This window comes from Caulobacter sp. HJHS_5 (assembly GCF_056683955.1).
In genome coordinates, this window is the sequence record NZ_JBWZNC010000008.1 from 103660 (window position 1) to 130276 (window position 26617).

General features: G+C 67.6%; 26 protein-coding genes and 1 tRNA gene. 16 read left to right on the top strand and 11 right to left on the bottom strand.

The genetic code is table 11. From position 1 onward, the window contains the following. Window positions 1-42: 42 nt before the first annotated feature. Window positions 43-1257, bottom strand: a complete 1215-nt coding sequence (locus tag ACFLIT_RS16330; protein WP_479912328.1) for a hypothetical protein — start codon at window positions 1255-1257, stop codon at window positions 43-45. A 166-nt stretch (window positions 1258-1423) separates the two neighbouring features. Between ACFLIT_RS16330 and ACFLIT_RS16335 the strand changes: the two genes are divergently transcribed. After that, window positions 1424-1663 carry a hypothetical protein gene (locus tag ACFLIT_RS16335; protein WP_479912329.1) on the top strand — a complete coding sequence of 80 codons (240 nt, stop codon included), beginning with the start codon at window positions 1424-1426 and terminating at the stop codon, window positions 1661-1663. Between the two features lie 65 nt (window positions 1664-1728). On the opposite strand, the gene ACFLIT_RS16340 is transcribed toward ACFLIT_RS16335, so the two are convergent. After that, entirely contained in the window at window positions 1729-2397 is a 669-nt protein-coding gene (locus ACFLIT_RS16340) for a nucleotide-binding protein (protein WP_479912330.1), read from the bottom strand. A 152-nt stretch (window positions 2398-2549) separates the two neighbouring features. Here ACFLIT_RS16340 and ACFLIT_RS16345 point away from each other — a divergent pair, with 152 nt between their 5' ends. Continuing rightward, a complete protein-coding gene (locus tag ACFLIT_RS16345) occupies window positions 2550-3425 on the top strand; it encodes an SMP-30/gluconolactonase/LRE family protein (protein ID WP_479912331.1) in 876 nt (291 codons plus the stop codon). A gap of 66 nt (window positions 3426-3491) precedes the next feature. Here ACFLIT_RS16345 and dld read toward each other — a convergent pair whose 3' ends face one another. The 3 genes from dld to ACFLIT_RS16360 all read right to left on the bottom strand — a co-directional run bounded on the left by dld (window position 3492) and on the right by ACFLIT_RS16360 (window position 7501). Next, window positions 3492-5219, bottom strand: coding sequence for a D-lactate dehydrogenase (dld, locus tag ACFLIT_RS16350; RefSeq protein ID WP_479912332.1), 1728 nt, complete (start codon window positions 5217-5219; stop codon window positions 3492-3494). Between the two features lie 133 nt (window positions 5220-5352). Then, the gene (locus ACFLIT_RS16355) at window positions 5353-6099 is read right to left on the bottom strand and encodes an SDR family NAD(P)-dependent oxidoreductase (RefSeq protein ID WP_479912333.1); all 747 of its coding nucleotides are present in this window, start codon (window positions 6097-6099) and stop codon (window positions 5353-5355) included. Between the two features lie 103 nt (window positions 6100-6202). Then, window positions 6203-7501, bottom strand: coding sequence for an MFS transporter (locus ACFLIT_RS16360; RefSeq protein WP_479912334.1), 1299 nt, complete (start codon window positions 7499-7501; stop codon window positions 6203-6205). Between the two features lie 241 nt (window positions 7502-7742). Here ACFLIT_RS16360 and ACFLIT_RS16365 point away from each other — a divergent pair, with 241 nt between their 5' ends. From ACFLIT_RS16365 to ACFLIT_RS16390, 6 genes are all read left to right on the top strand, one after another. Beyond that, window positions 7743-8516, top strand: coding sequence for a GntR family transcriptional regulator (locus ACFLIT_RS16365; RefSeq protein ID WP_479912335.1), 774 nt, complete (start codon window positions 7743-7745; stop codon window positions 8514-8516). 70 nt (window positions 8517-8586) lie between these two features. Then, entirely contained in the window at window positions 8587-9408 is an 822-nt protein-coding gene (locus ACFLIT_RS16370) for an SDR family NAD(P)-dependent oxidoreductase (protein ID WP_479912336.1), read from the top strand. 48 nt (window positions 9409-9456) lie between these two features. Continuing rightward, window positions 9457-10200, top strand: a complete 744-nt coding sequence (locus ACFLIT_RS16375) for an SDR family oxidoreductase (RefSeq protein WP_479912337.1) — start codon at window positions 9457-9459, stop codon at window positions 10198-10200. A gap of 202 nt (window positions 10201-10402) precedes the next feature. Continuing rightward, complete coding sequence (locus tag ACFLIT_RS16380; protein ID WP_479912338.1) at window positions 10403-11248, top strand: fumarylacetoacetate hydrolase family protein; 846 nt, start codon at window positions 10403-10405, stop codon at window positions 11246-11248. A gap of 232 nt (window positions 11249-11480) precedes the next feature. Next, the gene (locus tag ACFLIT_RS16385) at window positions 11481-12266 is read left to right on the top strand and encodes a helix-turn-helix domain-containing protein (RefSeq protein ID WP_479912339.1); all 786 of its coding nucleotides are present in this window, start codon (window positions 11481-11483) and stop codon (window positions 12264-12266) included. A gap of 56 nt (window positions 12267-12322) precedes the next feature. Next, entirely contained in the window at window positions 12323-12595 is a 273-nt protein-coding gene (locus ACFLIT_RS16390) for a hypothetical protein (RefSeq protein ID WP_479912340.1), read from the top strand. Between the two features lie 404 nt (window positions 12596-12999). On the opposite strand, the gene ACFLIT_RS16395 is transcribed toward ACFLIT_RS16390, so the two are convergent. The 3 genes from ACFLIT_RS16395 to ACFLIT_RS16405 all read right to left on the bottom strand — a co-directional run bounded on the left by ACFLIT_RS16395 (window position 13000) and on the right by ACFLIT_RS16405 (window position 14349). Beyond that, the gene (locus ACFLIT_RS16395) at window positions 13000-13200 is read right to left on the bottom strand and encodes a hypothetical protein (protein ID WP_479912341.1); all 201 of its coding nucleotides are present in this window, start codon (window positions 13198-13200) and stop codon (window positions 13000-13002) included. Between the two features lie 106 nt (window positions 13201-13306). Beyond that, window positions 13307-14164 (bottom strand): transglutaminase-like domain-containing protein, encoded by an 858-nt coding sequence (locus ACFLIT_RS16400; RefSeq protein ID WP_479912342.1) that lies wholly within the window; start codon window positions 14162-14164, stop codon window positions 13307-13309. Continuing rightward, the gene (locus ACFLIT_RS16405) at window positions 14161-14349 is read right to left on the bottom strand and encodes a hypothetical protein (protein ID WP_479912343.1); all 189 of its coding nucleotides are present in this window, start codon (window positions 14347-14349) and stop codon (window positions 14161-14163) included. Before ACFLIT_RS16405 ends, ACFLIT_RS16400 begins: the two co-directional genes overlap by 4 nt. Before the next feature lie 424 nt (window positions 14350-14773). Here ACFLIT_RS16405 and ACFLIT_RS16410 point away from each other — a divergent pair, with 424 nt between their 5' ends. The 6 genes from ACFLIT_RS16410 to ACFLIT_RS16435 all read left to right on the top strand — a co-directional run bounded on the left by ACFLIT_RS16410 (window position 14774) and on the right by ACFLIT_RS16435 (window position 21263). Continuing rightward, complete coding sequence (locus ACFLIT_RS16410) at window positions 14774-14992, top strand: hypothetical protein (protein ID WP_479912344.1); 219 nt, start codon at window positions 14774-14776, stop codon at window positions 14990-14992. Then, entirely contained in the window at window positions 14989-15336 is a 348-nt protein-coding gene (locus ACFLIT_RS16415) for a hypothetical protein (protein ID WP_479912345.1), read from the top strand. Before ACFLIT_RS16410 ends, ACFLIT_RS16415 begins: the two co-directional genes overlap by 4 nt. A 57-nt stretch (window positions 15337-15393) precedes the next feature. Next, window positions 15394-15609 carry a hypothetical protein gene (locus ACFLIT_RS16420; protein WP_479912346.1) on the top strand — a complete coding sequence of 72 codons (216 nt, stop codon included), beginning with the start codon at window positions 15394-15396 and terminating at the stop codon, window positions 15607-15609. A 535-nt stretch (window positions 15610-16144) separates the two neighbouring features. Beyond that, window positions 16145-19147 carry a TonB-dependent receptor plug domain-containing protein gene (locus tag ACFLIT_RS16425; protein WP_479912347.1) on the top strand — a complete coding sequence of 1001 codons (3003 nt, stop codon included), beginning with the start codon at window positions 16145-16147 and terminating at the stop codon, window positions 19145-19147. 176 nt (window positions 19148-19323) lie between these two features. Further along, entirely contained in the window at window positions 19324-21093 is a 1770-nt protein-coding gene (locus tag ACFLIT_RS16430) for an IlvD/Edd family dehydratase (RefSeq protein WP_479912348.1), read from the top strand. Window positions 21094-21188: 95 nt separating this feature from the next. Further along, window positions 21189-21263: transfer RNA gene (locus ACFLIT_RS16435), tRNA-Val, on the top strand. A gap of 4 nt (window positions 21264-21267) precedes the next feature. Here ACFLIT_RS16435 and ACFLIT_RS16440 read toward each other — a convergent pair. The 3 genes from ACFLIT_RS16440 to ACFLIT_RS16450 form a co-directional block, all read right to left on the bottom strand. Further along, entirely contained in the window at window positions 21268-22371 is a 1104-nt protein-coding gene (locus tag ACFLIT_RS16440) for a mechanosensitive ion channel family protein (RefSeq protein WP_479912349.1), read from the bottom strand. Window positions 22372-22415: 44 nt separating this feature from the next. After that, window positions 22416-23156: a universal stress protein gene (locus tag ACFLIT_RS16445; protein ID WP_479912350.1), complete on the bottom strand. Its 741-nt coding sequence runs from the start codon at window positions 23154-23156 to the stop codon at window positions 22416-22418. A 354-nt stretch (window positions 23157-23510) separates the two neighbouring features. Then, window positions 23511-24203 carry an alternative oxidase gene (locus tag ACFLIT_RS16450; protein ID WP_479912351.1) on the bottom strand — a complete coding sequence of 231 codons (693 nt, stop codon included), beginning with the start codon at window positions 24201-24203 and terminating at the stop codon, window positions 23511-23513. Between the two features lie 148 nt (window positions 24204-24351). Between ACFLIT_RS16450 and ACFLIT_RS16455 the strand changes: the two genes are divergently transcribed. Then, window positions 24352-25836: a sensor histidine kinase gene (locus tag ACFLIT_RS16455; RefSeq protein WP_479912352.1), complete on the top strand. Its 1485-nt coding sequence runs from the start codon at window positions 24352-24354 to the stop codon at window positions 25834-25836. Then, on the top strand, window positions 25829-26449 hold the full coding sequence (fixJ, locus tag ACFLIT_RS16460; RefSeq protein ID WP_479912353.1) for a response regulator FixJ: 621 nt from the start codon (window positions 25829-25831) through the stop codon (window positions 26447-26449). Before ACFLIT_RS16455 ends, fixJ begins: the two co-directional genes overlap by 8 nt. Window positions 26450-26617 lie beyond the last annotated feature (168 nt).

Genomic DNA, 26617 nt, shown 5'->3' on the forward strand with positions numbered 1-26617 from the left:
AAACGCCGTGAAGCGAAGCCTTAGGGGATCGGCGGTCCGCCCCTAATGCACGCTCCCGCCCGGACCTTCCCCCTTGGCCGCGAAGGTGCAGTGCGTCACCCCGATGAAGCCCGTCACCGGGGCCAGGGCCTGGGGCACGCCATGCATGTTGATGACCCGTACGCGGGACAGGGCGCCGGCGACTTTCTTTTCGAGCTTCAGGAGCCGGTGTTCGGTATAGGGCTGATCGGGCGGGCCGGCGGAGAGGGTGGCGCCGGCGGCGGCGACCTTCTCGGCGTTTTCCGGGGTGATCGGCAGGCGGCAGACGACGCCGCGACAGTAGCCTTTGATCATGGCCACCACCTCGGCGAGTTTTCCGGCCGGGATGCCGGCGTCGAGGTCGACGATCTCCCAGGCGAAGCTGCGGCGCGATGAGGCGGGAATGGCGCGCACGGCCTGGAGCAGCTCGTAGCGCGTCTGGGAATTGGCGATGCTGAGGTAGGAGACCGGCAGGACGAGGCCGCCGAACAGGCTGGGCGCGGCGGCGCGCAGTTGCAGGGCCTCGCGCAGCAGTTCGATATCTAGAGCGCAGAGTTCGCTGGGAAGAAGGGCGGCGCGCGCCCGCTCGTCGAGCGGTTCGCCGGCCGTTTCATCGACCACCGTCGCGTGGCCATAGTAGCCGACCAGACGAGGGGCGCTCTTGAGGAACCAGAGGCGGCGCAGGTCGATCCGCACCGAGAGCTTGCGCCCGAGCGGCGTGAGCACCGGGAAGGCGCCGGACCGGGCCGGGCCGGCCACATCGGCCCCCGCGGCCAGGAGCAGGGGCTCCAACTGCTGCGCACTCATCTTGGCGCAGGCGACGCCGTCCGCGTCGACGGAGGCGACGAGGCGGACATCGACGGTGGAGGCGCTGGCGTCGCCGAGGAAGAAGGTCATCAACTCGGCGGCCGCCTGGACGGCGCGCGAGCGTCCGGCGGCGGGCGTGAGCTCCGGCTGGGCGATGAGCACGTTCAGGACGTCGAGCCGGAGGACCAGATCCGCGGGGCCGAAGTAGCGGTTGAGGAAGGCGAGGACGTGGGTCCAGATGGTGTCGCGCTTGCGCTCCCACCGGGAGCCGAGGCGCTGGCGGATCGGCTCCAGGCAGATGACATTGACCCGGTCGAGATCGACGGCGCCGGAGGACAGGAGGCGCAGGGTGTCGGCCGAGCGGTCCCCATGCAGCACCGGCGCGGCGGCCATGAGCGCCTCGAGCGTATCGCTGGGTTCGTCGCCGACCATCGCCACTCCCTGCGACATCTTATGCCCAAGGTAGTTCCAATGCCCGAGGGGCATACATGTTGCGGCTGGAAGTCTTGCGCGCGCGTAAATGTCACACGCGTAAATGTCGCATAAGCGGCGCGCCCTCGTTCCTGTAGCAAGGAACGGCATTCGACAGGGCTGGGCCATGACCTGCACTCTCATTCTCAAGGCTGACGGACAGCCGCTCGTCGTTCTCGACATGCCGGCCGCCACGCCGGCCGCCGCCATCGCCCGGGCGCGGACCGAAATGGCCGTGGCCGTGCTGGAAGGCGAGGCCGCGGAGGTGCGTTGCGACGTGCTGGACGGCGCCGAGGGCGCGCCGAAGCTAGGGGCGTGGATCTGGCGACCGGGCGACGAGGCCGAGCCGCGCTGGATGGCGGGGTAACCCGTTCTGCGTTCGTCACGGCCGGCGCGGACCCGGTGATGACAATGTATGGGTGAGGCGGTCGGCTAAGCTTCCGCCCGCGCGACGTCCTCTTCCTCGTCCGCCTCGGTCCTCAGGTCGATGTACTCCCAGAGGGCGGACATTTCGCGGGCGGCGGCGGCGTCCTGCGTCTCCTCGGCCGAGCGGCCGGTCTCCAAGGCGGTCTGGTAGATGGTGCGGGCGCGGACGATCACCGGGGCGATGGCGACGCGCATGTAGGCCAGGGCCTTGAGGGCGCGGACCACCTGGGGCGCCTCGATGCCCTCGCGGGCGGGCTGGGCCTGGTTGACGACCACGGTGAAGGGCTTCTTCAGGCGAGTGACCAGGGTCATGGTCCGGGCCAGGGCGTGCAGGTCCAGCAGGGTGGGGCGGACGACGACCACCGCGAGATCGGCCAGGACGAGGGCCTCGCTGGCGTCCTCCAGGGCGCCGGCGGCGGTGTCGACGATCAAGAGGTTCTTGCCGACGCGCTCGGCTCCGAACTTGGCGGCCAGGAGACCGGCGCCCGAGGCTTGCAGGCATTCGGGGCCCGGCGTCGCGCGGGCGGCGAGGACTTCCATGGTGGAGCGCTGGGGGTCGGTATCGGCGACCAGGACGTCGAGGCCGCGCAGATGGGCCGCCAGGGCCAGGTGGGCGGCGATGGTGGTCTTGCCCGAGCCGCCCTTGAGGGCGACGACCGCTATTGTGCGCATCATCGTGGGGCCGGCTCCTACGCTACTCCGGGGAGGATTGTAGCCTGGAGGCGGCGTGAGGCGCCATTGCGGCCTATGGCCAAGCTGGGGGGAAGAGCGGTTGCGGCGGCGGCCGGAGCGGTTCAGCGTGCGCCCGCTCAATCGGAGGAAACGCCATGATCCGCTCGCTCGCCGTCGCCGTTTCGTTGCTGGCGATGTCCGCCTCCGCCGCGGGGGCGGCCGAAATCCTGATTCACGACGACAAGTCGCAGCCGGAAAGCCTGTCGGCGAGCGCCGCGACGGGCGACCTCTATGTTGGCAGCGCCTCGAGCCCGTACATCTATCGGGTGAGGAAAGGGGCGACCACGGCCGAGCAGTTCGTGGACGGCAGCGCGTTCGGGGCTGGGAGCATCTACCTCGGCCAGTTGGTCGACGACGCGGGCGGGAAGCTGTGGTCGTGCATTCTGAAGCCGGCGCCGGGTGGAACGGGCCGAACCTCGGCGCTGGTGGCCTATGACATGAGGACCGCCAGGGAGGTGTTCCGCTGGGACCTGCCAGAGACGCCTTCGACCTGCAACGACATCGCCATCGGCCCGGACAAGGCGGCGTATGTGAGCGACACGGCCAACGCCAAAATCTACCGGCTGGCGCCGGGCGCCAAGACGGCCGAGGTGTGGCTGGCGCACAGGGCGCTGACCGGGATCGACGGCCTGACCTTCTCTGGCGGCGCGCTCTATGTGAACAGTGTCTACTTCAACACCATGTATCGCGTGCCGGTGGGCGCGGACGGCAAGGCGGGAACGCCCGAGCAGCTGTGGATCGACATGCCGGCGCGTGGGCTGGACGGGCTGCGCTCCCAGGGCGGCGTACTCTATCAGGCGGCCAGCGGCCACGGTCGGATCGACGCCCTGACCGTCTCGGGCGAGCGGGCGCATGTGGTGGTGGTCAAGGATGGGCTGAAGGGCCCGACCGCAGTGGAGCCGGCGGGCGACGTGGTGTGGATCGCCGAGCGCGGGGCGGGCAAGGTGTGGAGCGTGCCGACGCCGAAATAGGCGCGGCTGGCGCCCAACGATACCGCTCATCCCCGCCTTCGCGGGGGTGAGCGGAAGCTTTTTGGGCTAGTGCGCCGTCGCCTCGAAAGCCGGCCACTTCGGCCGCCAGTGGGCGCATTTGGTGGTCTGGCCGACGCCGGGGTTGAAAGCGTTGCAAGGGTCCAGAGACTGGTAGAACTCGGCCAGGGAGGGCTTGGCGGGATAGAGGTGGCCGACGTTGTGCTCGGCCGGGTACTCGGCGCCGCGCCGGTCGAGCAGCTTCCACATGGCGTGTTCGATGGCCAGCGGATCGGCGCCTTTGCGGACCACGTAGTCCTGGTGGAACACGTAGCAGAAGAAGTGGCCGTAATAGAGCTTGTGGGTGATGTCGGCCTCGATCTCGGGCGGCAGGGTCTCGACCCAGTCCTGATCGTTGCGGCGCAGGGCGATGTCCAGGGCGACGATGTCCTCGACCTCCTTGCCGTGGACGGCGCGGTAGCGGACGGCGGCGCCGGCGGTGACGAAGCGGTGGAGGAAGGCCTGGCGGGCCTCGTCCGGCGTGCATTCGAAGAAGTCCCCGGCGGTCGAGGGGTAGCGCTCGGAGAGGTAGGCGCGGGCGGCCTCGATGCCGTCGCCGCCCATGCGCAGCATCAGGTAGTGCTCGAAGCGCTGGCGATACTCCAGCATCCGCGCGGGCAGGTGCTGGGGGAAGAGGTGGCTGGCGGCCTGCATGAGGCGGTCGGAGAGGTCGTCGGGCAGGAACGGGATGCGGCGGACGAAGGCGTCGACGCGGCCCTTGAGGGCGAAGAGCGAGGGCAGGCGGTCGGTGCCGAGGGCCTCGATGGCCAGGAACATGTCCTTGCCGTAGCGGGCGGCGATGTCGAAGGCGTCGCGGTGGATGTACTCGCCGGCGATCGGCAGGGACGGGAAGGTGGCCAGCATGTCGCGCCGGATGGCGTTGAGGTCGGCCGGGTCGTTGGTCCCGATGTAGAAGACCTTGGTCTCGGCCTCCTTGGCGAAGGTGTCGAGACGGACGGCGAACAGCGAGAGCTTGCCGGCGCTGCCGGAGGCCTCGAACAGGCGGCCGGGGTCGGCGTTGAAGCGGGCCGGGGTGTCGGCCTCGATATCGCGGACATGGGCGGCGTAGCCGTCGTCGGAGGCGCGCCGGCCGGCGCCGTCGTCGACCTCGGCCGGGGTGTAGTCGCCGCGCTGCAGGCGGTCGAGGATGGTCTCGGGGTCATTTCCGAGGCTGACGCCGAGGTGGTTGACCAGCTCCAGCGCGCCATCGGCGCCGAGGCGGGCGTAGAGGGCCATCTCGGTATAGGCCGGGCCGCGCCGGATGAGGGCGCCGCCGGAATTGTTGCTGACGCCGCCGAGCACTGAGGCGCCGATGCAGGACGAGCCGATCACCGAGTGCGGCTCGCGGCCCAACGGCTTCAGCGTCTTTTCGAGATCGTAGAGCGTGGCGCCGGGCAGGCAGATGACCTGCCGGCCGTCGCGGATGACCTGGATGCCGGTGAGGCGGCGGGTGTTGAGGATGACGATGTCGCGGTCGTAGCCCTCGCCGTCGGGCGTCGAGCCGCCGGTCAGGCCGGTGTTGGCCGCCTGCATGATGACGATCTTGTCCGCCGCGACGCAGGCCTGAACCAGCTTCCACTGCTCGACCAGCGTGCCCGGGCGGACGACGGCGAGGCAGCGGCCGGAGCCGAAGCGGAAGCCGGTGCGGTAGGGGCGGGTGGCCTGGTCGCCGGTCAGGACGTGGCGATCGCCGACGATGGCGCGCAGCTGGGCGAGGAAGGGGGCGGGGGAGGTCATCGGGAACTCGGACGGGGAGGGCCGCCCTCGTCCTTCGACAGGCTCAGGATGAGGGCTAGTGCAAAGGCCGTCGGCTAGAATTCCTCATCCTGAGCTTGTCGAAGGACGAGGATTTCTAGCCGTAGCTCTGGGGTTATTTCGCGGTCCAGCCGCCATCGATGGTGATGTCGGTGCCGGTGATGAAGCCGGCGTAGTCCGAGCAGAGGAAGGTGGTCAGGCCGCCGATTTCCTCGACGTTGCCCCAGCGGCCGACCGGCAGGTTGGCCAGGAAGTTGGCCGAGGCGACCGGGTCGTTGATGACGGCGGCGTTGATCTCGGTCTTGAACGGCCCAGGGGAGAGGGCGTTGACGGTGATGCCGTCGGCGGCCAGCTCCAGCGCCAGCGAGCGGGTGAGGCCGAGCAGGGCGCTCTTGCCCGACGAATAGGCGGTGCGCATCGGCAGGGAGACGTTGGCCAGCATCGAGGCGAGGTTGATCACGCGGCCGTAGCCCTTGCCCTTCATGCCCGGCACGAAGGCGCGGCACATCAGGAAGGTGGTGATCAGCGAGCTGTCGACGACGTTCGAGAACTCCTCGAGGGTGAAGTCGACCAGCTCCTTGCGCAGGTTGGTGCCGGCGTTGTTGATCAGGATCTGGGCGTCGCCGTGCTGGGCCTTCACCTCCGCGAGGATGCGGGCGACGTCGTCTTCCTTGCTGGCGTCGCCGACGAAGATGGACGCCTTGTCGCCGAACTGGGCGGCGACCTTCTCCAGCTTGTCCTTGTTGCGGGCCACGAGGGCGACGTGGGCGCCGGCGCCGGTCAGCACCTGGGCCATGGCCTCGCCGAGGCCGCCGCTGCCGCCGCTGATGACGGCGGTCTTGCCGGTAAGATCGATCTTCATGGGGTGGGTCTCACGCAATTGATGGCCGACAGCGCGGCCGGGGAGTTGGCAGTGAAACGGCCGCGTCTGCGGGGAGGCAGACGCGGCCGCGGGTGTAACACGCTTACGGGGTGACTTCGCCCGCGCCCTCGAGGGCCTCGGCGTGGCTCGCCGCCTTCTCGGGGTCGAGGATCAGCCAGGACAGGGCGCAGATGATCGAGCCGGCCACCATCATGTAGATGAGGTAGGTCCAGTTCCCGCCGGAGGTCTGGTTCGGATAGAGCGCCCGGTCCCACTGGCCGTCGGTGCCCTTCAGGATGTAGCCGCCGAGGACGGGGGCCACGAAGCCGGAAAGGTTGCCGAGCATGTTCATGGCCGCCGCGACGGTGGCGGTCGAGCGACGCCCGATCTCCACGCAGGCGTTCCACGAGATCGGCATGCAGAGGTCGGCCGTGAAGCTGGCGCCGCCGAGCAGGATGATGGCGACCAGCGGCGAAGAGACCTTGGTCACGCAGAACAGCAGGATGGCGGTGGCGACCATGGCGAAGAAGGCCACGACGCGGCGGTTGACCGCCGGCGGCAGGAAGCCGGAGACCAGCGAGCCGACGCCGCCGCAGAACAGCGGCACGAAGGCGTAGGTGGCGGCCTGGCCGGCGGAGAGGGCATGGGCCTCGCGCAGCCAGGTGGGCAGCCAGGTGACGTAGAAGTACCAGACGAACGAGAAGAAGAAGTACTGGGCGATCAGCACCAGCACCTGCGGGCGGAACAGCACCGCGAAGCCGCCGGACTTGGCGTGGCCGATGGCGCGGGCGCCTTCGAGCAGATTCAGCTCTTCCTGGTTGACGCCCTTGTGTTGGGCGGGGTCGTCGCGGAACCAGGGGAAGAAGCTGACGACCCAGAGGACGCCGAGCAGGCCGAAGATCACGAAGGCCCAGCGCCAGCCGACAAGGCTGATGACGAACACGGCCAGCAGCGGGGTGATGGCGCCGCCCCAGCGGGTGGAGGCCCACATCAGGGCCTGGGCGCGCACGCGTTCGGCCTTGGGCAGCCACACCGCCAGCATCTTGGTGAGGTTGGGGAAGCAGCCGGCTTCGCCCGCGCCGAACAGGAAGCGGATCAGCCACATGGAGCCGTAGCTCCAGGCCGCGCCGGTCAGGGCGGTGAAGGCCGACCAGAAGATGACGATCTGGCTGAGCATGCGGCGCGGGCCGAGCTTGTCGCCGAGGAGGCCGCCGGGCAGTTCGAACAGGGCGTAGGAGATGGCGAAAGCGCCGAGAATCTGGCCCATCTGGGCCTTGTCCAGGCCGAGATCACGCGAGATGTCCGGCGCGGCCTGGCCGATGGCCACGCGCTGGATGTACATGATGACGGCCAGGGCGACGGCGTAGCCGACAACTGTATACCGAGTCTTCGAGGCCTTCATCGGGCGGCTCCGGGTTGGCGGCGGCTCGCCGGGGTTTGCGCGCAAACCCTTGCGCTGTTGGTCTCTGGCATCTCGACGCCCCCCTCGTTCGCGGCTCTATCAGCCGCCATTTTTGATTGCGCCGCCCGTAGGTTAGGCCAGAATCCGGCCGTGGCAGCTTCACAACTCAGCGTGAACTGTATACTAAGTTCCGCCTGTATCGAGTCAACGCCAGCCCTTTCGCCGGCCCGGGAATATCGCCATGATCGGCTCCATGTCGGACGACGCAGTAAAGGCCGCGAAGGCCTCCCTGGGCAACCAGATCGCCGAGGGCGCGCCGACGACTCTGAAGTCCTTCGTGGTTCAGAAGCTGCGCGAAGCCATTCTTTCCGGCCGCTACAAGCCCGGCGACCGCCTGAACGAGAGCCAGCTGGCGCGCGAATTCGACATCAGCCGCATCCCGATCCGCGAGGCCCTGATCCAGCTGCAGGAGTACGGGCTGGTGATGAACCACGAGCGGCGGGGCATGTTCGTGACCCTGCTGTCCGAGGAGGACGTGCAGCGCATCAACAGCCTGCGGATCATCCTGGAGGCCGAGGCGCTGAAGCTGGCGCGGGCCAACATGAACCCCGAAACGGCGGCCGAGCTGACCGCCCTGGTCGAGCGCATGGAGGCCTGGGACGGCAGCCTGTTCGACGCCGCCGCCCTCGACCTCGAGTTCCACCGCGCGGTCTGGCGGGCGAGCGGCAATCCCTATCTCGCCAAGATCCTGGATTCCCTGGCCACCTCGCTGTTCGCGCACAAGGCGCTGGAGCACGTGAGCTACGAAATCCGCCGCTGGCGCATCAACCACCACCGCGAGCTGCTCGATCTGGTGCTCGGCAAGAGCAACCTCGACGCCCAGGCCGCGATGCTGACCCACCTGCGCATGGGCTACGACCGGCCGGAACGCTTCTCCAGCCTCAGCTCGCCAGCGGCGGCGCAGGAAGCGGCGCCCGTAGAATTTCCTCAGAAGAAGCGCAGCACGCCGCGCTGAGCCGACGAGCGATTCCGGTCGCCCGCATCCGAACAACCTGAACCACAAGAACCCAACGAACGGGGGCGTCATGCCGAGCAGCAACGAAGAACGAGGCGAACTCGCCGGCCAGGTGGCCCTGGTCACCGGCTCCGGCCGCGGGCTGGGCAACCACATCGCCAAGGCGCTGATCGCCATGGGCGCCGACGTGGCGATCCATGACATTTCGGAAGAAGCGCCCGCGCAGTTCGGCGAGTTCGAGACCCTGACCGCCGCCGCCGCCGCCCTGCGCGTCAACAACGCCCGCACGACCTCGGTGGTGGGCGACATCACCAACGAGGCGACGGTGGCCGCGATGGTCGCCAAGATCGAAGCCGACCTCGGCAAGATCGACATCCTGGTGAACTGCGCCGGCGGTGACATCGGCGTCAAAGGCAAGCCGAACCCCAACGACTCCCTGCACACCGCCATGGAAGACGTGCGCATCGTGGTGGAGCGCAACTTCTTCGGCACCATGATCATGTGCCGCGCCATCGTGCCGGGCATGATCGAGCGCCAGCACGGCAGCATCGTGAACATCGGTTCGGTGAACGCCCACTACGGCCTCGACAACGAGGTGGCCTACAGCTGCGCCAAGGCGGCGGTGATCCACTATACCCGTTGCCTGGCCAACGCCGGGCGCGTGCACGGCGTGCGCGCCAACGCCGTCAGCCCCGGCCCGGCCAAGACCGCCCGCTTCATGGCCACCCGCACGCTGGACGCGGCGGCGATGGAGAGCAGCGTCTCGCTGGATCGCTATGCCGAGCCGCAGGAGATCGCCGACGCGGTGGCCATGCTCTGCTCGCCCAAGGCCCGCTACATCAGCGGCCAGGTGGTGCGCGTCGACGGCGGCGCCCTGTTGTTCCCGGGCTGAGCCCGACCCGATCCTCCCCCTGAAGAACGAAATCCAGGAGTTCCCCCCATGGCCGGAAAACTCGCGCATAAGATCATCCTGATCACCGGCGCCGCGCAGGGCATCGGCAAGGCGTCCGCCGACGCGTTCCTTCGCGAGGGGGCCAAGGTGATCGCCACCGACCTGAACGGCGAGAAGCTGAAAGAGGTCTATGCCGGCGTCGCCAACGTGGTGACCGCCGCGGTCGACGCCACCGACGCCGCGGGCGTCCAGGCCGTGGTCGACGCCAACCCCGGCATTAACGTGGTGCTGAACTGCGCCGGCTGGGTGCACAACGGCTCGATCGCCGACACCAAGCCGGAAGACCTGAAGCGCGCCTTCGACATCAATGTGTTCTCGATGGTCAACACCATCCAGGCCGTGCTGCCGGGCATGCGCGAGCGCAAGGACGGGGCGATCATCAACGTGGCCTCGGTGGTCTCGTCGGTGATGGCCGCGCCGAACCGCTTCGCCTACGGCGTCTCGAAGGCGGCGGTGGTGGGCCTGACCATGTCGGTGGCCCGCGACTTCATCACCGAAGGCATCCGCTGCAACGCGATTTCGCCCGGCACCACCGAGACCCCGTCGCTGCACGACCGCTTCGCCGCCGGCGGCGACGTGGAGGCGGCCCGCGCCGCCTTCATCGCCCGCCAGCCCATGGGCCGCCTCGGCACCGCCGAGGAGATCGCCGCGGTCGCCCTGATGCTGGCCTCCGACGACGCCAACTTCATGACGGGTACGAACCTGATCATCGACGGCGGCATGAGTCTTTAAGCCCGCGCTCGCTTCCCCCTCGAAGGGGGAAGGGCAGGGATGGGGGTGTCGGCGTTGAGCTTCCGGAGAAGCTCAACAGGCAGCGCCCCCAGAGGCTATATTGAGCCGCCCCGCACGCACCCTCACCCCCGACCCCTCTCCCTTCGAGGGAGAGGGGGATAGGATTAGAACTGCTCTTCACCTCCTCAGACGGACCTAAGTCATGAAACTCCTGCGTTGGGGGCCGAAAGGCTCCGAAAAGCCCGGCGTGCTCGGCTCGGACGGCAAGCGCCGCGACCTCTCGGGCGTGGTCGCCGACATCGACGGCGCCCTGCTGGGCTCGGGCCTGGCGGCCCTCAAGGGCGTCGACATCGACAGCCTGCCGCTGGTTCCGGACGACGCCCGCGCCGCAGAGCCGGTGGCCAAGGTCGGCAAGTTCGTCTGCATCGGCCTGAACTACAGCGACCACGCGGCCGAGAGCGGCCAGCCCGTTCCGACCGAGCCGATCGTGTTCATGAAGGCCACCTCGGCCATCATCGGCCCGAACGACGACGTCTACCTGCCGCCGAACTCCAAGAAGGGCGACTGGGAAGTCGAGCTGGGCGTGGTGATCGGGAAGGAAGCCAAGTACGTGAGCGCCGAGAACGCGCTCGACTACGTGGCCGGACTGGTGCTGGTGAACGACCTCTCCGAGCGCGAATTCCAGCTCGAGAAGGGCAGCCAGTGGGACAAGGGCAAGGGCTGCGACACCTTCGGCCCGTTCGGCCCCTACCTCGTCACGCTCGACGAGGCCGGCGACATCAACAATCTCGGCCTGTGGCTCGACCTGAACGGCAAGCGCGTTCAGACCGGCAACACCAAGTCGATGGTCTTCGATTGCGCCTACCTGGTGCACTACCTCAGCCAGTTCATGAGCCTGCAGCCGGGCGACATCATCTCGACCGGCACCCCGCCGGGCGTGGGCCTGGGCATGAAGCCGCCGATGTACCTGAAGGAAGGCGACGTGATCGAGCTGGGCATCGACGGCCTGGGCACGCAGCGCCAGGACGTGAAGCGCACGGTGATCTAAAAGCCGAGTTCGACGGTTGCGCGCCGCCCGCTTCCGGAGCCCCGGAGGCGGGCGGTTTGCGTTTGGACCGACCAACGGCCGCCGGTCACGGTGGCCGGGACCTTCGGAGCGTCCGCCTAAGGGGGATTTCGAGCCTTCATCAAGACCTTTCGTTGCTTGCGCTCACACACGAACTTCACTGCTATTGGCCGGGCAATTCCCCCTGTGGGAGCCCCTTCAATGGGAAGGACGCATGGACGCTAGGCTCGACAGGGTTGGCGCGCTGAGCGAGCGGGAGAAGGCGACGCTCCGGCTCCTCGCCGCGGGCCATGACGCCAAGTCCATGGCCAACAGCCTGGGCCTTTCGGTCCATACCGTGAACGAGCGCCTGCGTGATGCGCGCCGGAAGCTGGCTGTCTCCAGCAGCAGGGAGGCGGCGAGACTGCTGGCCGACGTCGAACGGGAGGCCCCCAATTTTCTGGGGGACAAGGAAATCGGGGTCGCCCCGACGCGCCAACCCCTGACAAGCGAAGAGCCTTCAGCAACGCGAGCCGGCGGGGAGCGTCCTTTCGCCTGGTTCGGTGGAGGGATGCTTGTCATGGCGGTCATCATCGCAGCGGTTACGGCTGCATCGATCTTTCTTGCGGTTGGCCCGTCGCGGACGTCGCCCGTCACGACCGTCGCCGCAGCGGCGCAAACGGTTCAGGAGACGGCGGGAACGAAGGCGGCCAGAGACTGGCTCGCGCTCCTGGACCAGCAAAAGTGGGACGCGAGCTGGGAAGCGGCGGGCGCGGCGTTCAAGACGATGCCGAAGGCGCGTTGGGCGACGACCGCCCAGAGCGTTCGACAGCCCCTGGGATCGGTTTCGTCGCGCCTGTTGCAGTCGGTGACCGCAACCACTTCGCTGCCCGGCGCTCCGGTGGGCGAGTACGAGGTCGCCCAGTTCAAATCCACATACGCGCAACGCGAGGTGGTCGAGACCGTGGTTCTCTCGCGTGAAGGTGCGAGCTGGGCCGTGAACGGCTACTTCATCCGATAATGGCCGGGACATCCAAACCCTGGTTCGCCGCGAAGCGCCACGGAGTTGGCGCGAGCTTGCCGATCGCCTGGCAAGGCTGGGCGACGTTGATTCTCTTCGTAGCCGGCCTCGTCCTGGCCATCCGCTTCCTGTCGACACCTTGGAATATCGTCGCGATAGGCGGCCTGATCGCCGTGCTGATGCTCGTCGCGGCAGCCAAAACGGCGGGCGGATGGCGGTGGCGAAACGGGCCGTCCGAAGGCGATAAGATCCACGAGGCCGGTGTCGAGCGCCCCCTGGGCGTCCTCGCGGTTGGTGAAGCCGCCACACCAGATGATGGCGTCGGCTAACCCCATGTCAGCCCTGGGATGGTCTGCTTGCCAGCATGCCGCACCAGCCAAGGTTGCACGGTTTAACGGCAGAAGTGATGCGTGGGACGTGCTAGGTTGGCCGATGACCAATATCCTGCCAACACCCTCGGACAACATCACTGACGACCAATTGGCGGCCCTGCGCCAAGCGGCCCGTCGCCTGTGCGACGAAGCGTGGGTTGGCGACATGACAGCGGCTCTTGAGTGCTGTGACCGGGGCTGGCTGGGGGTAAGCCACTTGGCTACCACGTCCGCCGCCAAGGAAGCTTTCGTTGTGTACCAGTTGACTGCGAGCGGAGCTGCTGTGTTGGGCCGGGAGCACAAGCGACCGAACTGACGCCGCCAACACGGGCTTGTCCGAGTGACGCCGAGACTGATGGCGGTCAGTTGTCATGCGCCTCGCTGCGAGCGATCATTCCATCGAACTCAAGTATTTCACGTTTCAATCGAGCGATAGCTGCAGGGCTAATGTTTTCGTCGTGAGCATGGAGTTGGAGGGCGCCGCTTTCGAATTTGTCGAGTTGCGCGATGAGCAATTTACGCAGGTACGTCCAGCGTTCGCGTATTTCCTGCGTAGTTTCCATGTAACGAATATAGTCCTCAAGCCCGCCCCATGCGACTCGATAGTGCTGTCACTATAGTTCTAATTTGTCTCTAGTGGCACAATTAAATATCCCATAGGTCTAACTCTTAGTCCGAGTTGTCTTCCGGCGCTTCGACGCTGACGACCTCGAACTTAGTTAGGACGGCGTTGCCAAAGCTGGTGCTGAGGGGCACGTCGACGGCATCGCGGCCGCGGGCGATCAGCACTCGGGCCATGCGCGGCATGTTGTTGCGCGCATCGAAGGTGTACCAGGCGTCGCCGAGGTAGACCTCGAACCAGGCGCTGAAGTCCGGGGCGCCAACTACAGGCACGCCGATGTCCCCGAGATAACCGGTGCAATAGCGCGCCGGGATGTTCATGCATCGGCACAGCGCGATAGCGAGGTGGGCGTAATCCCGGCAGACGCCTGCCTGCTCGACGAAGGTCTGATAGGCTGTCTTGTCCGGCCGGGCGGTCTGGTAGTCGAAGCGGATGTGACCGTGCACATAATCGCAGATCGCCTGCACCTTGGCCCATCCAGGCGGCAGAGCGCCAAATAGCGACCAGGCGGTCTCGCTCAGCAACTCGGTCTCGCAGTAGCGGCTACCCAGCAGGTAGACGATCACCTCGTCGGGAAGGTCAGCCACCGGATGCTGCGCGGCCTCGGGCGCATAGACATCAATCAGCCCGGTGTCGCGGATGATGAAATCCGCCGAGATGGATAGGCGACCGGCGGGCGCTTGGAGGCGCGAGCAGATGTTGCCGAAGCCGTCGATATACCGGCGCACCTGCACGGGCGGATCGGTGCGCAGCCAGTCCGGCGCTTCAAGATCGCTTCGCCGGGACGGGTGGACGCTCAGCATCAGCAGCATCGGCGTCGGCGCAGCGCATTCGTAAACGAGCTCGAAACCGGTCTGCAGGCGCATGCCCGGCGGCGGTCCATGGGGCGCCATGGCGTCGCTCAACTTTGGCCGCCGCTCAGCGGATCGGGCATGGAAGGCGAGCGGCGGCCATGCATCCGTTCGAGCGTCTGCCGCAGGCGGGCGGCTTCCGCCAGCAGAGCATTGACGTCATCCTGCAGCTGGGCGTTGCGCTGTCGAAGATAGGTGTTGTCGCGAACGAGTGCGTCGTGCGTCGGGTCGGCCGTCATTGACGCCACACGAACGCTACGGGAGCAATGGTCATCACAGTTCTCTGGAGGCGCCGCGCCGGGCCCAGATCAACCGCTTCGGTGGCGGCACGGGCTCGACTGCACTCCTGGAACATGGGGCTTGGCGCGTCGAATAGATAGACATGGACGGCAATTAACCCAGCATGCGCGCAACGCGAGCGGCCGAGGCGCTGACCGGGGCAGTGAACGCCATGAATGCCGTGCCCCGCTACGCCAGCCGGCGTCCGTTCTGAGGCGGAATGGACGCTTACGTAGACGCCGTGGCCTGCTGCCGGGCATCTTCGATGTCGACCTCGGCCCCGCCGAACGTCGGCGAGCGGGCTCTTTCATTCGGGCGGCGCATCCCCATATGGAGGAGGCGTCATCGGGCGCGTGCCGCCACCGAAGCGGTCGATCGTATCCGATGCGGCGCCGCAGCCCGGCCTCCCCCATGACATTCATGTCGCGCCTCAACAGCCTCGGTCCGAGCGAGGCGGATATTCGAGCTGAAATCTGGAAGCTCGGCGAACGCCATCGCGGCGAGCCGCTGACCGGCGCTCTTGACGAGCTGAAGGCGCCGCGTGTGACGGCGAGCCGTACGGTCTTGCTGCGCGCCTGCGTCGAGAAACTGAGGGCGCGATGAGCCGCGCGCTCGCGCTTTCCATGGGCGTGCTGACGCTGGTCTGCGCCGCGTGCGGTCGTGAGGCCGTCGTGGCGCCGACCGATACGATCGTCGCGGCCGAGCAGCCGGCGCTCGTGACCCGGCGCGTTGTGTCCCATCAGGCCACGGTTCTCAGCGTGGACGTGCCCAAGGGCCTGCTGTTCCTGCGGCAGGCGCCGAGCGCCGGCGAAACGAGCAGCGAAGGACTGACCATCGGCTATGCGGCGTCGGGCGCGGCGATGGCCGACCTGAAGGCCGGAGACCGCATCGCCTTCGATCTCGAGCTCGGCGACGGCGGCTACGTGGTGTCGACGCGCAAATTATGAATCCGGCGGGCCGCTTTGCGGCCGACGTCGCTGCATCACCTCAACCGGAGCCAAGGCATGACCCTGATCGAACGTATTCCGCACATGAGCGACGCGGACCTCGGCGTCCTCTATGCCAATGCCCTGCGCCTGGATACCACCGACGGACCGCACCGTGCAGGCGCCGCCGCCCTGATTCCACCCATCGAGCTCGAACTGGAAGCGCGCCGCGCCGCCGCGCCGCCAAAGCCCGCCATCGTGCGCAAATCCCGCGCGAAAAAGGCCGTGGCCTGACGATGCGACGTCCGCCCACTCCCAGCCCGAGGAGCCGCGTCTGCCGATTGCGCGCCTGATTTTCTTCGCCTATCGCGGCGGCGCCTTCGTGGCCTCGTTCGCTTCGATCTACGTGCTATTCATAGCGCGGCGCAGCGGCGCCACGACCCTGATCGGACTGGGTCTCTTCGCCCTGACGCTTGCGCTGATGGCGCTGGCGAGTCGCTCCAAGGCGCGGATGAAACGGGACGGCCGCCCCGAGTCATAGTTCACGCGGGCGCCGGCCAAAAGCGAAGCTTTGTTCACTAAACTTTTTTGAGGCGGCTCGTCCGGAAGCGGACGGGCCGTTTTTCCTTTGGCGCACAAGGGTTCGCCCGCAAGGCGAACGGGCCTTAACCATGAAAACGGTTACAGCGAAGCTTCGGAAGCGCTTGCATACTGTAGACACTCTGTTTCGCCTCTGTCTCAATACGGCCACAAGTATGGCCGCTTCGCCCTGATCGAGACGGCCTGATCCGTTCAAACGGCATAAAAATCAGGAGCTTAGGGAGAGACCATGACCAACAGGAAGCTTACGGGACTGTTCGTCGGCGCGAGCCTCGTCGCCTTGGCCGGGGCGGCCCAGGCCCAGACCCCTGGCGCCGCGGCGCCCGCCGCGGAATCCACCGTGGAGGAGCTGGTCGTCACCGGTTCGCGCATTGTCGCCAACGGTTATGAAGCGCCGACGCCGGTGACGGTGATGAGCACCGAGCAACTGCTGGCGAAGGCGCCTGAAAGCCTCCCGGCAGGCCTGGCGCGGCTTCCGCAATTCGTCGGCACGGCCGGCTCGAACGTGACCAGCAGCCAGGCGGGCACGCCTTCGGCCGGCAACTATCTGAACCTGCGCCGCCTCGGTTCGATCGAAACCCTGCTGCTGCTCGACGGCCAGCGCCTGCCGCCGACCAGCTTCGACGGCACCACCGACGCCAACATCGTGCCTCAGGCCCTGATCCAGCGGGTGGAGGTGGTCACCGGCGGGGCCTCGGCCGCCTACGGCTCGGACGCCGTGGCCGGGGTAGTGAATTTCATTCTCGACACCAAGTTCTCCGGCATCAAGGGCAACGTGCAGTACGGGGTCTCCAGCCGGTCGGACAACGAGCAGAAGAAGGTCAGCCTGGCGGCCGGGAAGTTCTTCCTGGACGACAAGCTGCATCTCGAGGCCAGCGTCGACTACTTCTACCAGCCCGGCATCGCCAACAACGGCGAGCGCCCCTACGGCGGCGATTATTACGGCGGCTGGGTGAACGTGGGCGCCAACGCCGCGCGCCCCTGCGCCACCGGCACCTGCCCCGCGAACCCGTTCACCCCGACGTTCAATGTGCGTCTGGCGAACGGCACCTACGGCACCCTGATCAACGCCGGCCGGACTGCGGCCCAGGCCGAGGCGCGGGCGGGCACGCGGCCCTTCTCACTGACCGGCTACACCTTCGAACCGACGCTGGTGGGCGGGCCGGTTTCGGCCAACGGCGCGCACCTTGCCGACCTGGGGACGCCGACCGGGACGCCGAACTTCAACGTGGGCGGGGCGGACACGGCGGTGACCTTCGGCGCGACCCTGACCTCGCTGCTGGAGACCAAGCAGTTCTTCAGCCGGGCCGACTATGAGTTCACCCCGAGCGTCCACGGCTTCCTGCAAGGCAGCTTCTCGGACGCCGACACCCGCTATGTGACGGTGGGGGCGGGGACGCAGTTCCAGTCGTTCCAGATCTTCTCCGACAACGCCTTCCTGCCGCAGTTCGTGCGCGACCGGATGGTGGCGGAGGGCGTGGCGTCGTTCGTCGGCAGCCGCGTGGAGGCCGATCAGCATCCGAAGGAGGTGCTGACCAACAACAAGGCCTACACCCTGCTGGGCGGCTTCAACGGCGAGATCGGCCAGCTGCGTTGGGACGCCCGGTTCAGCCATGGTTTCTCGCGCCTGAAGACCCGCCACTACGGCAATTTCAACCAGCCCAAGTGGTTCGCGGCCCTGGACGCGGTGGACGCCGGCGAGTTCCAGACCGGGGTGAAGAACGGCAACATCGTCTGCCGCATGGACCTGACCAATCCGGGCCTGTTGCCGGGGTGCAAGCCCTGGAACCCCTTCGGCAACGGCTCGCCATCCAAGGAATCCTACGCCTACGTCCAGGATGAGCCGTCGCAATACTCCGTCGAGCAGAAGCAGACGGCGGTCTCGGCCAACCTCAGCGGGCCGCTGTTCGACCTTCCGGCCGGGGCGGTGAACTTCGCGGTCGGCGCGGAATTCCGCCGCCAGAACCTGGAGCAGTTCAGCAATGTCGACCCCAGCGCGCCGATCCCGCTCTATGAGCCGGGCCTCAGCGAGGCGTCGGCCACCAATCCGGCCAATCTGAACGGCGTCGCCGAAGGCCTGCGCAGCGCCGCCAACCCCTTCAACCTGCTGTGGAATTCGACCAATGTCGGCAAGTCCAAGGGCGAGCAGGACATCAAGGAGGCCTACGCCGAAATCGCCGTGCCGATCGTGAAGGACGTGGCCTTCGCGCGCGCGCTCGAACTGAACGCCGCGGCCCGCTACGTCGACTACAGCGTCACCGGCTCGATGTGGGCCTGGAAGTTCGGGGGCAGCTGGAACGTCAACGACGACATCCGCTTCCGCGGCACCGTCTCGCAGGATATCCGGGCGCCGACGCTTTACGAGCTGTTCCAGGGCACGGGTTCGACCCGCGGCACCTTCAGCGACATCCACACCGGCCAGAACACCAATCTGATCACCCTGAACAAGGGCAATCCGGGCCTGGAATCGGAAGAGGCGAAGACGACCACGGTCGGCGTGGTCTGGCGGCCGAACTTCTTCCCGGGCTTCAGCGCCTCGCTCGACTATTACAAGATCCGCATCGAGAACCAGATCACCCGCCCCGGCACAGGCCTGATCAACCAGCAGTGCGAGGACAGCGGCGGCACGGGGCCGACCTGCGAGTTCATCGTCCGGCCGTTCCCGTTCTCCGACCGCACGGCGCAGAACTTCCCGCTGACGATCGCGACGGTGCCGTTCAACCAAGCCTATTCGACGCAGGAAGGCGTCGATTACGAGTTCAGCTACGCGATGGACCTCGGTCCGGGCCAGCTGGACCTGCGCTTCCTCGGCAACCACACCAAGGAATTCACCCAGGCGTCGTCGCCGGGCGCGATCCCGACGGTGCTGGCCGGCGCCGCCGCCGGCGTTCCGAAGAATCGTTGGACGGCCTCGGCCGACTACGCCTTCGGTCGGTGGAACTTCGGCGTGGACCTCCGCTACATCGGCAAGATGCACTACACGCTGCAGCCGAACGTGTTCGTGGCCAACAACGAGCTCGATGCGGTGACCTACCTGAACGCCAGCGTCTCGTATGACATCCGCGAGGGCGACCGGCCGATCTCGGTCTACCTCACCGGCCAGAACCTGACCGACAAGTTCGTGTTCGCGCCGCAGAACAACGCCCAGCCGACCGAATTCTACCCGAGCTTCCAATCGCAATACGACGTGATCGGCCGCTACTTCGTGGGGGGCGTCCGCTTCCGCTTCTGATCGCGGTTTCTTCAAGGAGTGAGGGGACGTTCGGGGCAGGCCCCGGGCGTCCCTTGCCTTTTATGGGCGCCGCATTGACCTCGGTCAGAGCGTGGCTCTTGCATTTCGTATACAGCCGTGGTCGCAAGGCCTGACCATTTGTCGGGGTTATTCGCCCCCTGAACCTGACTGAGCTTATGACCACCCGTACGCCGAAACGCCCCTTCCGCTCCCGCGACTGGTTCGCCAGCCCCGACCGCAGCGACATGACCGCCGTCTATCTCGAACGGTTCATGAATTACGGGGTGACGCCGGAGGAATTGCGCGAGGGCAAGCCGATCATCGGCATCGCCCAGAGCGGCAGCGATCTTTCGCCGTGCAACCGCATCCACCTGGACCTGGCCAAGCGCGTGCGCGACGGCATCCGCGACGCGGGCGGCATCCCCATCGAATTCCCGCTGCATCCGATCTTCGAGAATTGCCGTCGCCCGACGGCGGCGCTGGACCGCAACCTGGCCTATCTGGGGCTGGTCGAGATCCTGAACGGCTATCCGATCGACGCGGTGGTGCTGACCACCGGCTGCGACAAGACCACGCCCTCGCAGGTGATGGCGGCGACGACCATGGACCTGCCGGCCATCGTGCTGTCCGGCGGGCCGATGCTGGACGGCTGGTGGAACAATCAGCTGGTCGGCTCCGGCACGGTGATCTGGCAGAGCCGCCGCAAGCTGGCGGCGGGCGAGATCAACGAGGAGCAGTTCATCCAGGCGGCCACCGCCTCGGCGCCGTCCGCCGGCCACTGCAACACCATGGGCACGGCCTCGACGATGAACGCCGTGGCCGAGGCGCTGGGCATGTCGCTGACGGGATGCGCGGCCATCCCCGCGCCGTACCGCGAGCGCGGCCAGATGGCCTACTACACCGGCAAGCGCATCGTGGAGATGGCCTATGAAGACCTGCGCCCCTCGCAGATTCTGACCCGGGAAGCCTTCCTCGACGCCATCGCGATGGTGGCCGTGGTCGGCGGTTCGACCAACGCCCAGCCGCACATCACCGCCATGGCGCGCCACGCGGGCGTCGAACTGACCAACGAGGACTGGATCGAATACAGCGCGCCGCAGCCGCTGATCGTCGACATGGCCCCGGCGGGGCGTTTCCTCGGCGAGCGGTTCCACCGCGCGGGCGGCGTGCCGGCGGCGATGTGGGAAATGCTGCAGGCGGGCCAACTGCACGCCGACCGCCTGACGGTGACCGGCAAGACCATGCGCGAGAACCTCGAGGGGCGCGAGACCAACGACCGCGAGATGATCCACACCTTCGAGACGCCGCTGCGCGAGAACGCCGGCTTCATCGTGATGAAGGGCAATTTCTTCGAGTTCGCCCTGATGAAGGCCAGCGTGCAGACGCCGGAGTTCGAGGCGCGCTTCAAGGGCGGGGTCTTCGAGGGCAAGGTCGTGGTGTTCGACGGCGGCGACGACTATCACCACCGGATCAACGACCCCTCGCTGAACATCGACGAGAAGACCGTGCTGGTGATGCGCGGCGCCGGGCCGATCGGCTGGCCGGGCTCGGCCGAGGTGGTCAACATGCAGCCGCCGGACGCCCTGATCCGTCGCGGTGTGACCAGCCTGCCGACCCTCGGCGACGGCCGCCAGTCGGGCACCTCCGACAGCCCGTCGATCCTGCACATGACGCCGGAAAGCGCGGTGGGGGGCGATCTCGCCTTCCTGCGCGACGGCGATCCGATCCGCATCGACCTGGGCGCCGCGCGCGTGGACCTGCTGCTGCCGGAGGGCGAGATGGCCCGTCGGCGCGCGGAAGCGAATGCGCCGCCGGTCCCGGAAAGCCAGACGCCCTGGGAGGAGATCTTCCGCGCCCACACCGGCTCGATGGAGGGCGGAGCGGTGCTGGAGAACGCCGTGAAGTACCGCAACGTTTCGGCCAAGCTGCCGCGACACAATCACTAGAGAGGATTGCGGCGTTTGTGGCCTTGCTCGTCCGCGACGAGCGGGCTATAGCCGCAACCCTTCCGGCCGGGGGCGCTTGCCCGCCCCGCCCGAGCGGATGCGTAGCTCAGCGGGAGAGCACCTCGTTCACACCGAGGGGGTCACAGGTTCAATCCCTGTCGCATCCACCATTCCTTACGCCAAGGCGTCGGGGCGTCTCGCATTTTCCCCGAAAGACTCGCCCAACCGCACCTTGGGCAGGGCCTCCGGCATCTCTTCGCGGATGAACTTCAGCATCGCCTCGCGAACGGCGCAGCGCAGGTCGAACGCGCGGCTGGCGTCGGCGGCGGTGACCAGGGCGCGCACCTCGATCGCCTCCGGCTTGGTATCGGTGACCTGCAGGTTGAAGAAGCGGCGATCCCACAGCGATTGGGCCCGCACCACCGTCTCGAGATGAGCCCGAAGGCGCTCCACGTCCGTGGCCGGGTCGAGATAGAAGAAGGCGCTGCCGAGCAGCTGGGACGACTGTCGCGTCCAGTTCTGAAAGGGCTCCTCCAGAAACTTCGAGACCGGCACCACCAGGCGCCGTTCGTCCCAGACCCTGACCACCACATAGGTCAGCCGGATTTCCTCGATCCGTCCCCATTCGCCGGCGATGATCACGACGTCGTCGAGGCGGATCGGCTCGGTGAAGGCCATCTGGACGCCGGCGATCAGGTTCTTCAGCGCCGGTTGAGCGGCCGCGCCGACCGCGAGGCCGGCCAAGCCCGCCGAGGCCATCAGCGTCACCCCGACATTGCGGACGCCGGGAATGCTGAGCAGCATCATGCACAGGGTCAGGAACAGAATGAGGATCGCCGCGATGCGGGTGAGGATGCCTACGCGCGTCCGGCGTCGCCGGGCCTGCAGGTTATTCTCGACGGCGATGTCCGTGCGCGCCTCGACGATCCCCTGGGTCGCCTGCACGAGACTGATCGCCAGCCATCCGACCAGCGCCGGCAGCACAAGCCCGGCCGCCTGTCGCCACAGCGCGGTGGCGGCGGCGTCGAGCGGCGCGGCGCGCTGGGCGAGACTGACCGCCACCGCCACGAGAAGCCACTTCGCCGGCCGCGCGGTGTGATCGACCAGGATGCGTTCGGTCTTCCGTTCCGGGTCCGCCGTCGCCCGTCGAAGAACGGCGAGCGCCAGTCGATGCAGCAGAAGCGCGCCTATCACCGCCGACACGACCACCGCAAGGCCGATCAGCCAGGGCGCGAACCTCGGCCATTGCGCGCTCAGCCCGTCTCCAATGTATTGCATGGCTATCTAATCGGCCGGGGATACAGCCGTTCCCTGATTGGTCGTCAGCAGATGAGCACGGGTGCGCGCCAAGCCCACAGGCTGTCGGCCTCGATACGGCGGAGGCGCGCGGCGTCGCCTTCGAGGGCGACCTCGCGCGATAGAACCAGTAGATCGATGGAGTGCTCCTGGCGGTAGCGCTCGACGGCGTCGTGCGGTCCGTCGGCGGAGATCGGATAGATATCGGCGCCGCCCGCCCCCAGCCGCTCCCGCGCCCAGGCGAGCTTTTCCTCGCCGGTGTTTTCGTCGGTCATCACCACCACGTCGGTGTCGAGCGCGGAGAGCCACGGATGGGCGCTGACGAACTCTACCGTGCGACGGTGCGTGATGTCGCCATCGAGAAGAATGAGGCAACGCCGCACCGGCAGGAAAAGGCTGGAGACCAGGCAGGTAGGCGTGTCGGTGGATCGCAGCAGCGGTTCGATGTTGGAGCCGAGCAGGCGTCGATGTCCGTCGCCGTGCTCGCCGCGCTTGCCGACGACGAGCATGGAGCAGGTGGCGGCGACTGTGGCGGCGACCTCGCGGAACGGGCCGGGCTCGGCCACGCAGCGAATATCCTCAAGGCCGCTGTCCCGCAGTCGTCCAGCCGCTTCTGCGAGCACGGCGTTCGCCGCCGCGGCGTTTGAGCCGGCCTCGATCGCGTGAAGGACACTGACGTGCTGATCCATGGGCCCCGTCAGCCACGCGGCGTAGTCGCAGACCGCGGGCGCGTAGGCGGATGCGTCGACGCAGGCGAGGATGCGCATCTCAGATTTCCGTCGCGGAAAACCGCGTCGGCAGCCGACGACGACGCGTCGCAGGTATCGAAATATGGAACGTCTGTCTGAGCGCCACGGCGGCCTCCCTGTTGGGTGAGCTGTCGTGACGCCAGGTTATCGACGGGCGTCGGACCGGGTTCGCGCTGGCATTGAGCTCTCGGCGCCGGCCTGGTCGCGGCGGGCGACCTGATCTCTGTGGGCAGGATACCGATCCAGCCGACGGGTTCAACCGCCTCGGGCCGATGATCGCCCGTAAGGCCCGAACAGGTCAGGCGCAGGACTTCAGGTCCGACGCCAGCGAGGGGCCGGCTTGGCCGGCCTCTCGCTCTCGGGAAAGCCTCTTCAGGCCGCCGCCTTCCAGTTCGGCTCCAGCACCGCGTGCGGCGGGCAGGGGGCGATGCGGGCCGCCTGCGGCAGGCCGGCGATTTCGTTGGCGAAGCCGTGGTTGACGTCGCGGTGGTGCGCCTCGTCGGCCCGGACCACCTCGACCACGTCGCGCAGGGTCGCGTCGGCCGGCAGGCCCCAATAGGCGAGCGCGATCTTCGGGGCCGGGACGTTGGCGCTGCGGCCCTGGTCGATCTCGGCGAGGTAGTGGGTGTAGCTGATCACCGCCTCCTCCTCGAAATAGCCGACCACGCGGTGGGCGGTCTTCGGGCTGATCAGGTAGAGGCCGAAGAAGAACAGGTAGAACACCCATTGCACGGCCACGACCACGAAGCGTTCGAACAGGGTCGGCTTGCAGACCTCGATGAAGGTCATCAGGTGCATGCGCTCGTTCTCGGCCTCGTCCATCAGCGTCTTGATCCAGCCGCGGTCGTCTTCCATGCGGCGCAGGCACTTCAGATGGTTGAGCGTGGCGCCGACCATGCCGGGCACGGCGGCGACGGTTTCGAGAACCACGGCGCGGTGGCCGTAGCGCTTGGCGAAGAAGGTGTCGGCGAAGAAGCGGAGGGCCTTCACGAAGCCGTAGGCGACGCGGTCGGCCGCGCCGCGCGGGCGGTGGTGGACGGTGAGGTCGACGAGCGGAGCGGTCATGGTCCGGATCCCTGGGAAGGCCCGCGCCCCACGCGCCGGCCAATGACGAGGGGATACGCCCCGCCTCGCGCGACCGACATTCGGGTCTTGTCCCTACGGGGTTGCCCTTAGCTTCATCTGTGGCGCCTCCGTGCTAGAACCAGGGACGATGCGCTTCTCGATCCGCGAGCCGACCAACAGCGTCCCGAGCCTGGGCTATGCGGTGGCGGTCGGCGGCGCCGTCGCCGGCCTCGTGGCGCGGCTGGTGCTGGCGCCGATGCTGGGCGACCAGAGCATCTTCCTGTTTTTCATTCCCGGCGTGGTGCTGGCCTCGGCCCTGGCCGGCCTGTGGCCCGGCGCGGCGGCGACGGCCCTGGGAGCGATCGCGGGCGTCTACGCCAGCGTGGCCGACGGGCCGCTGGACATGGGCGATGTGATCAGCGCCGGGCTGTTCGGCCTGGTCTGCGGGGCGATCGTCACGGGCGGCGAGTGGTTCCAGCGCCAGCGGCGCGCGATCCATGCGGTGAACCGCGACCTGGCCGAGCGCGAGGCGCACCTGAAGTCGATCCTCGACACCGTGCCGGACGCCATGATCGTGATCGACGAGACGGGGCTGATGACCTCGTTCTCGCCGGCGGCCGAGGCCCTGTTCGGCTGGCGGGCGGCCGACGCCATCGGCCAGAATGTGCGCATCCTGATGCCGGAGCCCCATCGCGCGGCGCATGACGGCTATCTGCAGCGCTACTATGCGACGGGCGAACCGCACATCATCGGCATGGGACGGGTGGTGGTGGGCCAGCGCAAGAGCGGCGAAACCTTTCCGATGACGCTGGCTGTGGGCGAGGTGAAGACGACGCGCGGGCGCTTCTTCACCGGCTTCGTGCGCGATCTGACCGCGCCGCAGCAGGCCGAGGCGCGGGTGCGGGAGCTGCAGACCGAGCTGATCCACATCAGCCGGGTGACGGCGATGGGCGAGATGGCCTCGGCCCTGGCGCACGAGCTGAACCAGCCGCTGGGGGCGATCACCAACTATCTGCGCGGATCGGCCCGCATCCTCGGGCGGACGAAGCCGGACCTGGCGCGACTGCGGGACGCCCTGGAGCGGGCGGGCGACCAGGCGCTGCGGGCCGGAGAGATCATCCGGCGATTGCGGGAGTTCGCCGCGCGGGGCGAGACCGAGCGGCGCGTGGAGAGCCTTGTCCGCATCGTGGAGGACGCCGCCGCCCTGGCCCTGGTGGGGGCCAAGGAGCACGGGGTGAACGTGCGATTCGACTATGATCCGACGGTCGACCTGGTGTTGGCCGACCGGGTGCAGATCCAGCAGGTGGCGCTGAACCTGATCCGCAACGCCATGGACGCCATGCGGGACGCTCCGCGCCGGGAGATGGCCATTCGCGTCGACGCCGCCGCTCCGGGCCTGGCGCGGATGACGGTGGCCGACAGCGGGCCGGGGATCGACCCGGAGGTGGCGGCGCGTCTGTTCCAGCCGTTCGTGACCACCAAGGGCGACGGCATGGGAATCGGCCTTTCTATATCGCGGACGATTATCGAGGCGCACGGCGGTCAGATCTGGGTGGAGCCGACGCCGGGCGGCGGGGCGACTTTCCATTTCACCCTGCGCACGGTCGAGGTTGAGGAGGCGGCGGATGGCTGATGGCGTGGTTCACGTGGTCGACGACGACGACGCGCTGCGGGATTCGCTGCAGTTTCTGCTGGAGGAGGCGGGGCTGGCGGTGCGGGTCTATGACGGGCCGCAGGCGCTGCTGGGCGCGGTCGGCGGTCTGGAGGCCGGTTGCATCCTGACCGACGTGCGGATGCCCCACATGACCGGCCTGGAGCTGATCCGCCGTCTGCGCGCCGAAGGGGTGAAGGATCCGGTGATCGTGATGACCGGCCACGCCGACGTGCCGCTGGCCATCGAGGCCATGCGCCTGGGCGTCGCCGACTTCATCGAAAAGCCGTTCGACGACGACCTGCTGATCGGGGCGCTGGAGAACGCCCTGGCCTCCGGCGAGGCGGGCCGCGCCAAGCGCGACGAGCTGCGGGCCATCCGCGACCGCATCGCCAGCCTGTCCGGCCGCGAGGGCGAGGTGCTGCGGGGCCTGGTCGAGGGCAAGCCGAACAAGATCATCGCCTACGACCTGGGGATCAGCGCCCGCACGGTGGAGGTCTATCGCGCCCATGTGATGACCAAGATGAACGCCCGCAGCCTGTCCGACCTGGTGCGGATGTCGCTGCTGCTGGAGCAGGGGGAGGGGCCTCCGTAAACCCCCTTAGGGAGCTCTCCCGAATTTCCTGGCGCGAGGCGGCGCGGGATGATCGGGCGTCAAATCTGGAGACGCCCCGTGACCACCGACCAAATTGTCCTGACCATGATCATCGTCGCCTTCGGCGCGTTCGCCATCACGCTCGGCGGCGTGTCGACGATGCTTTGG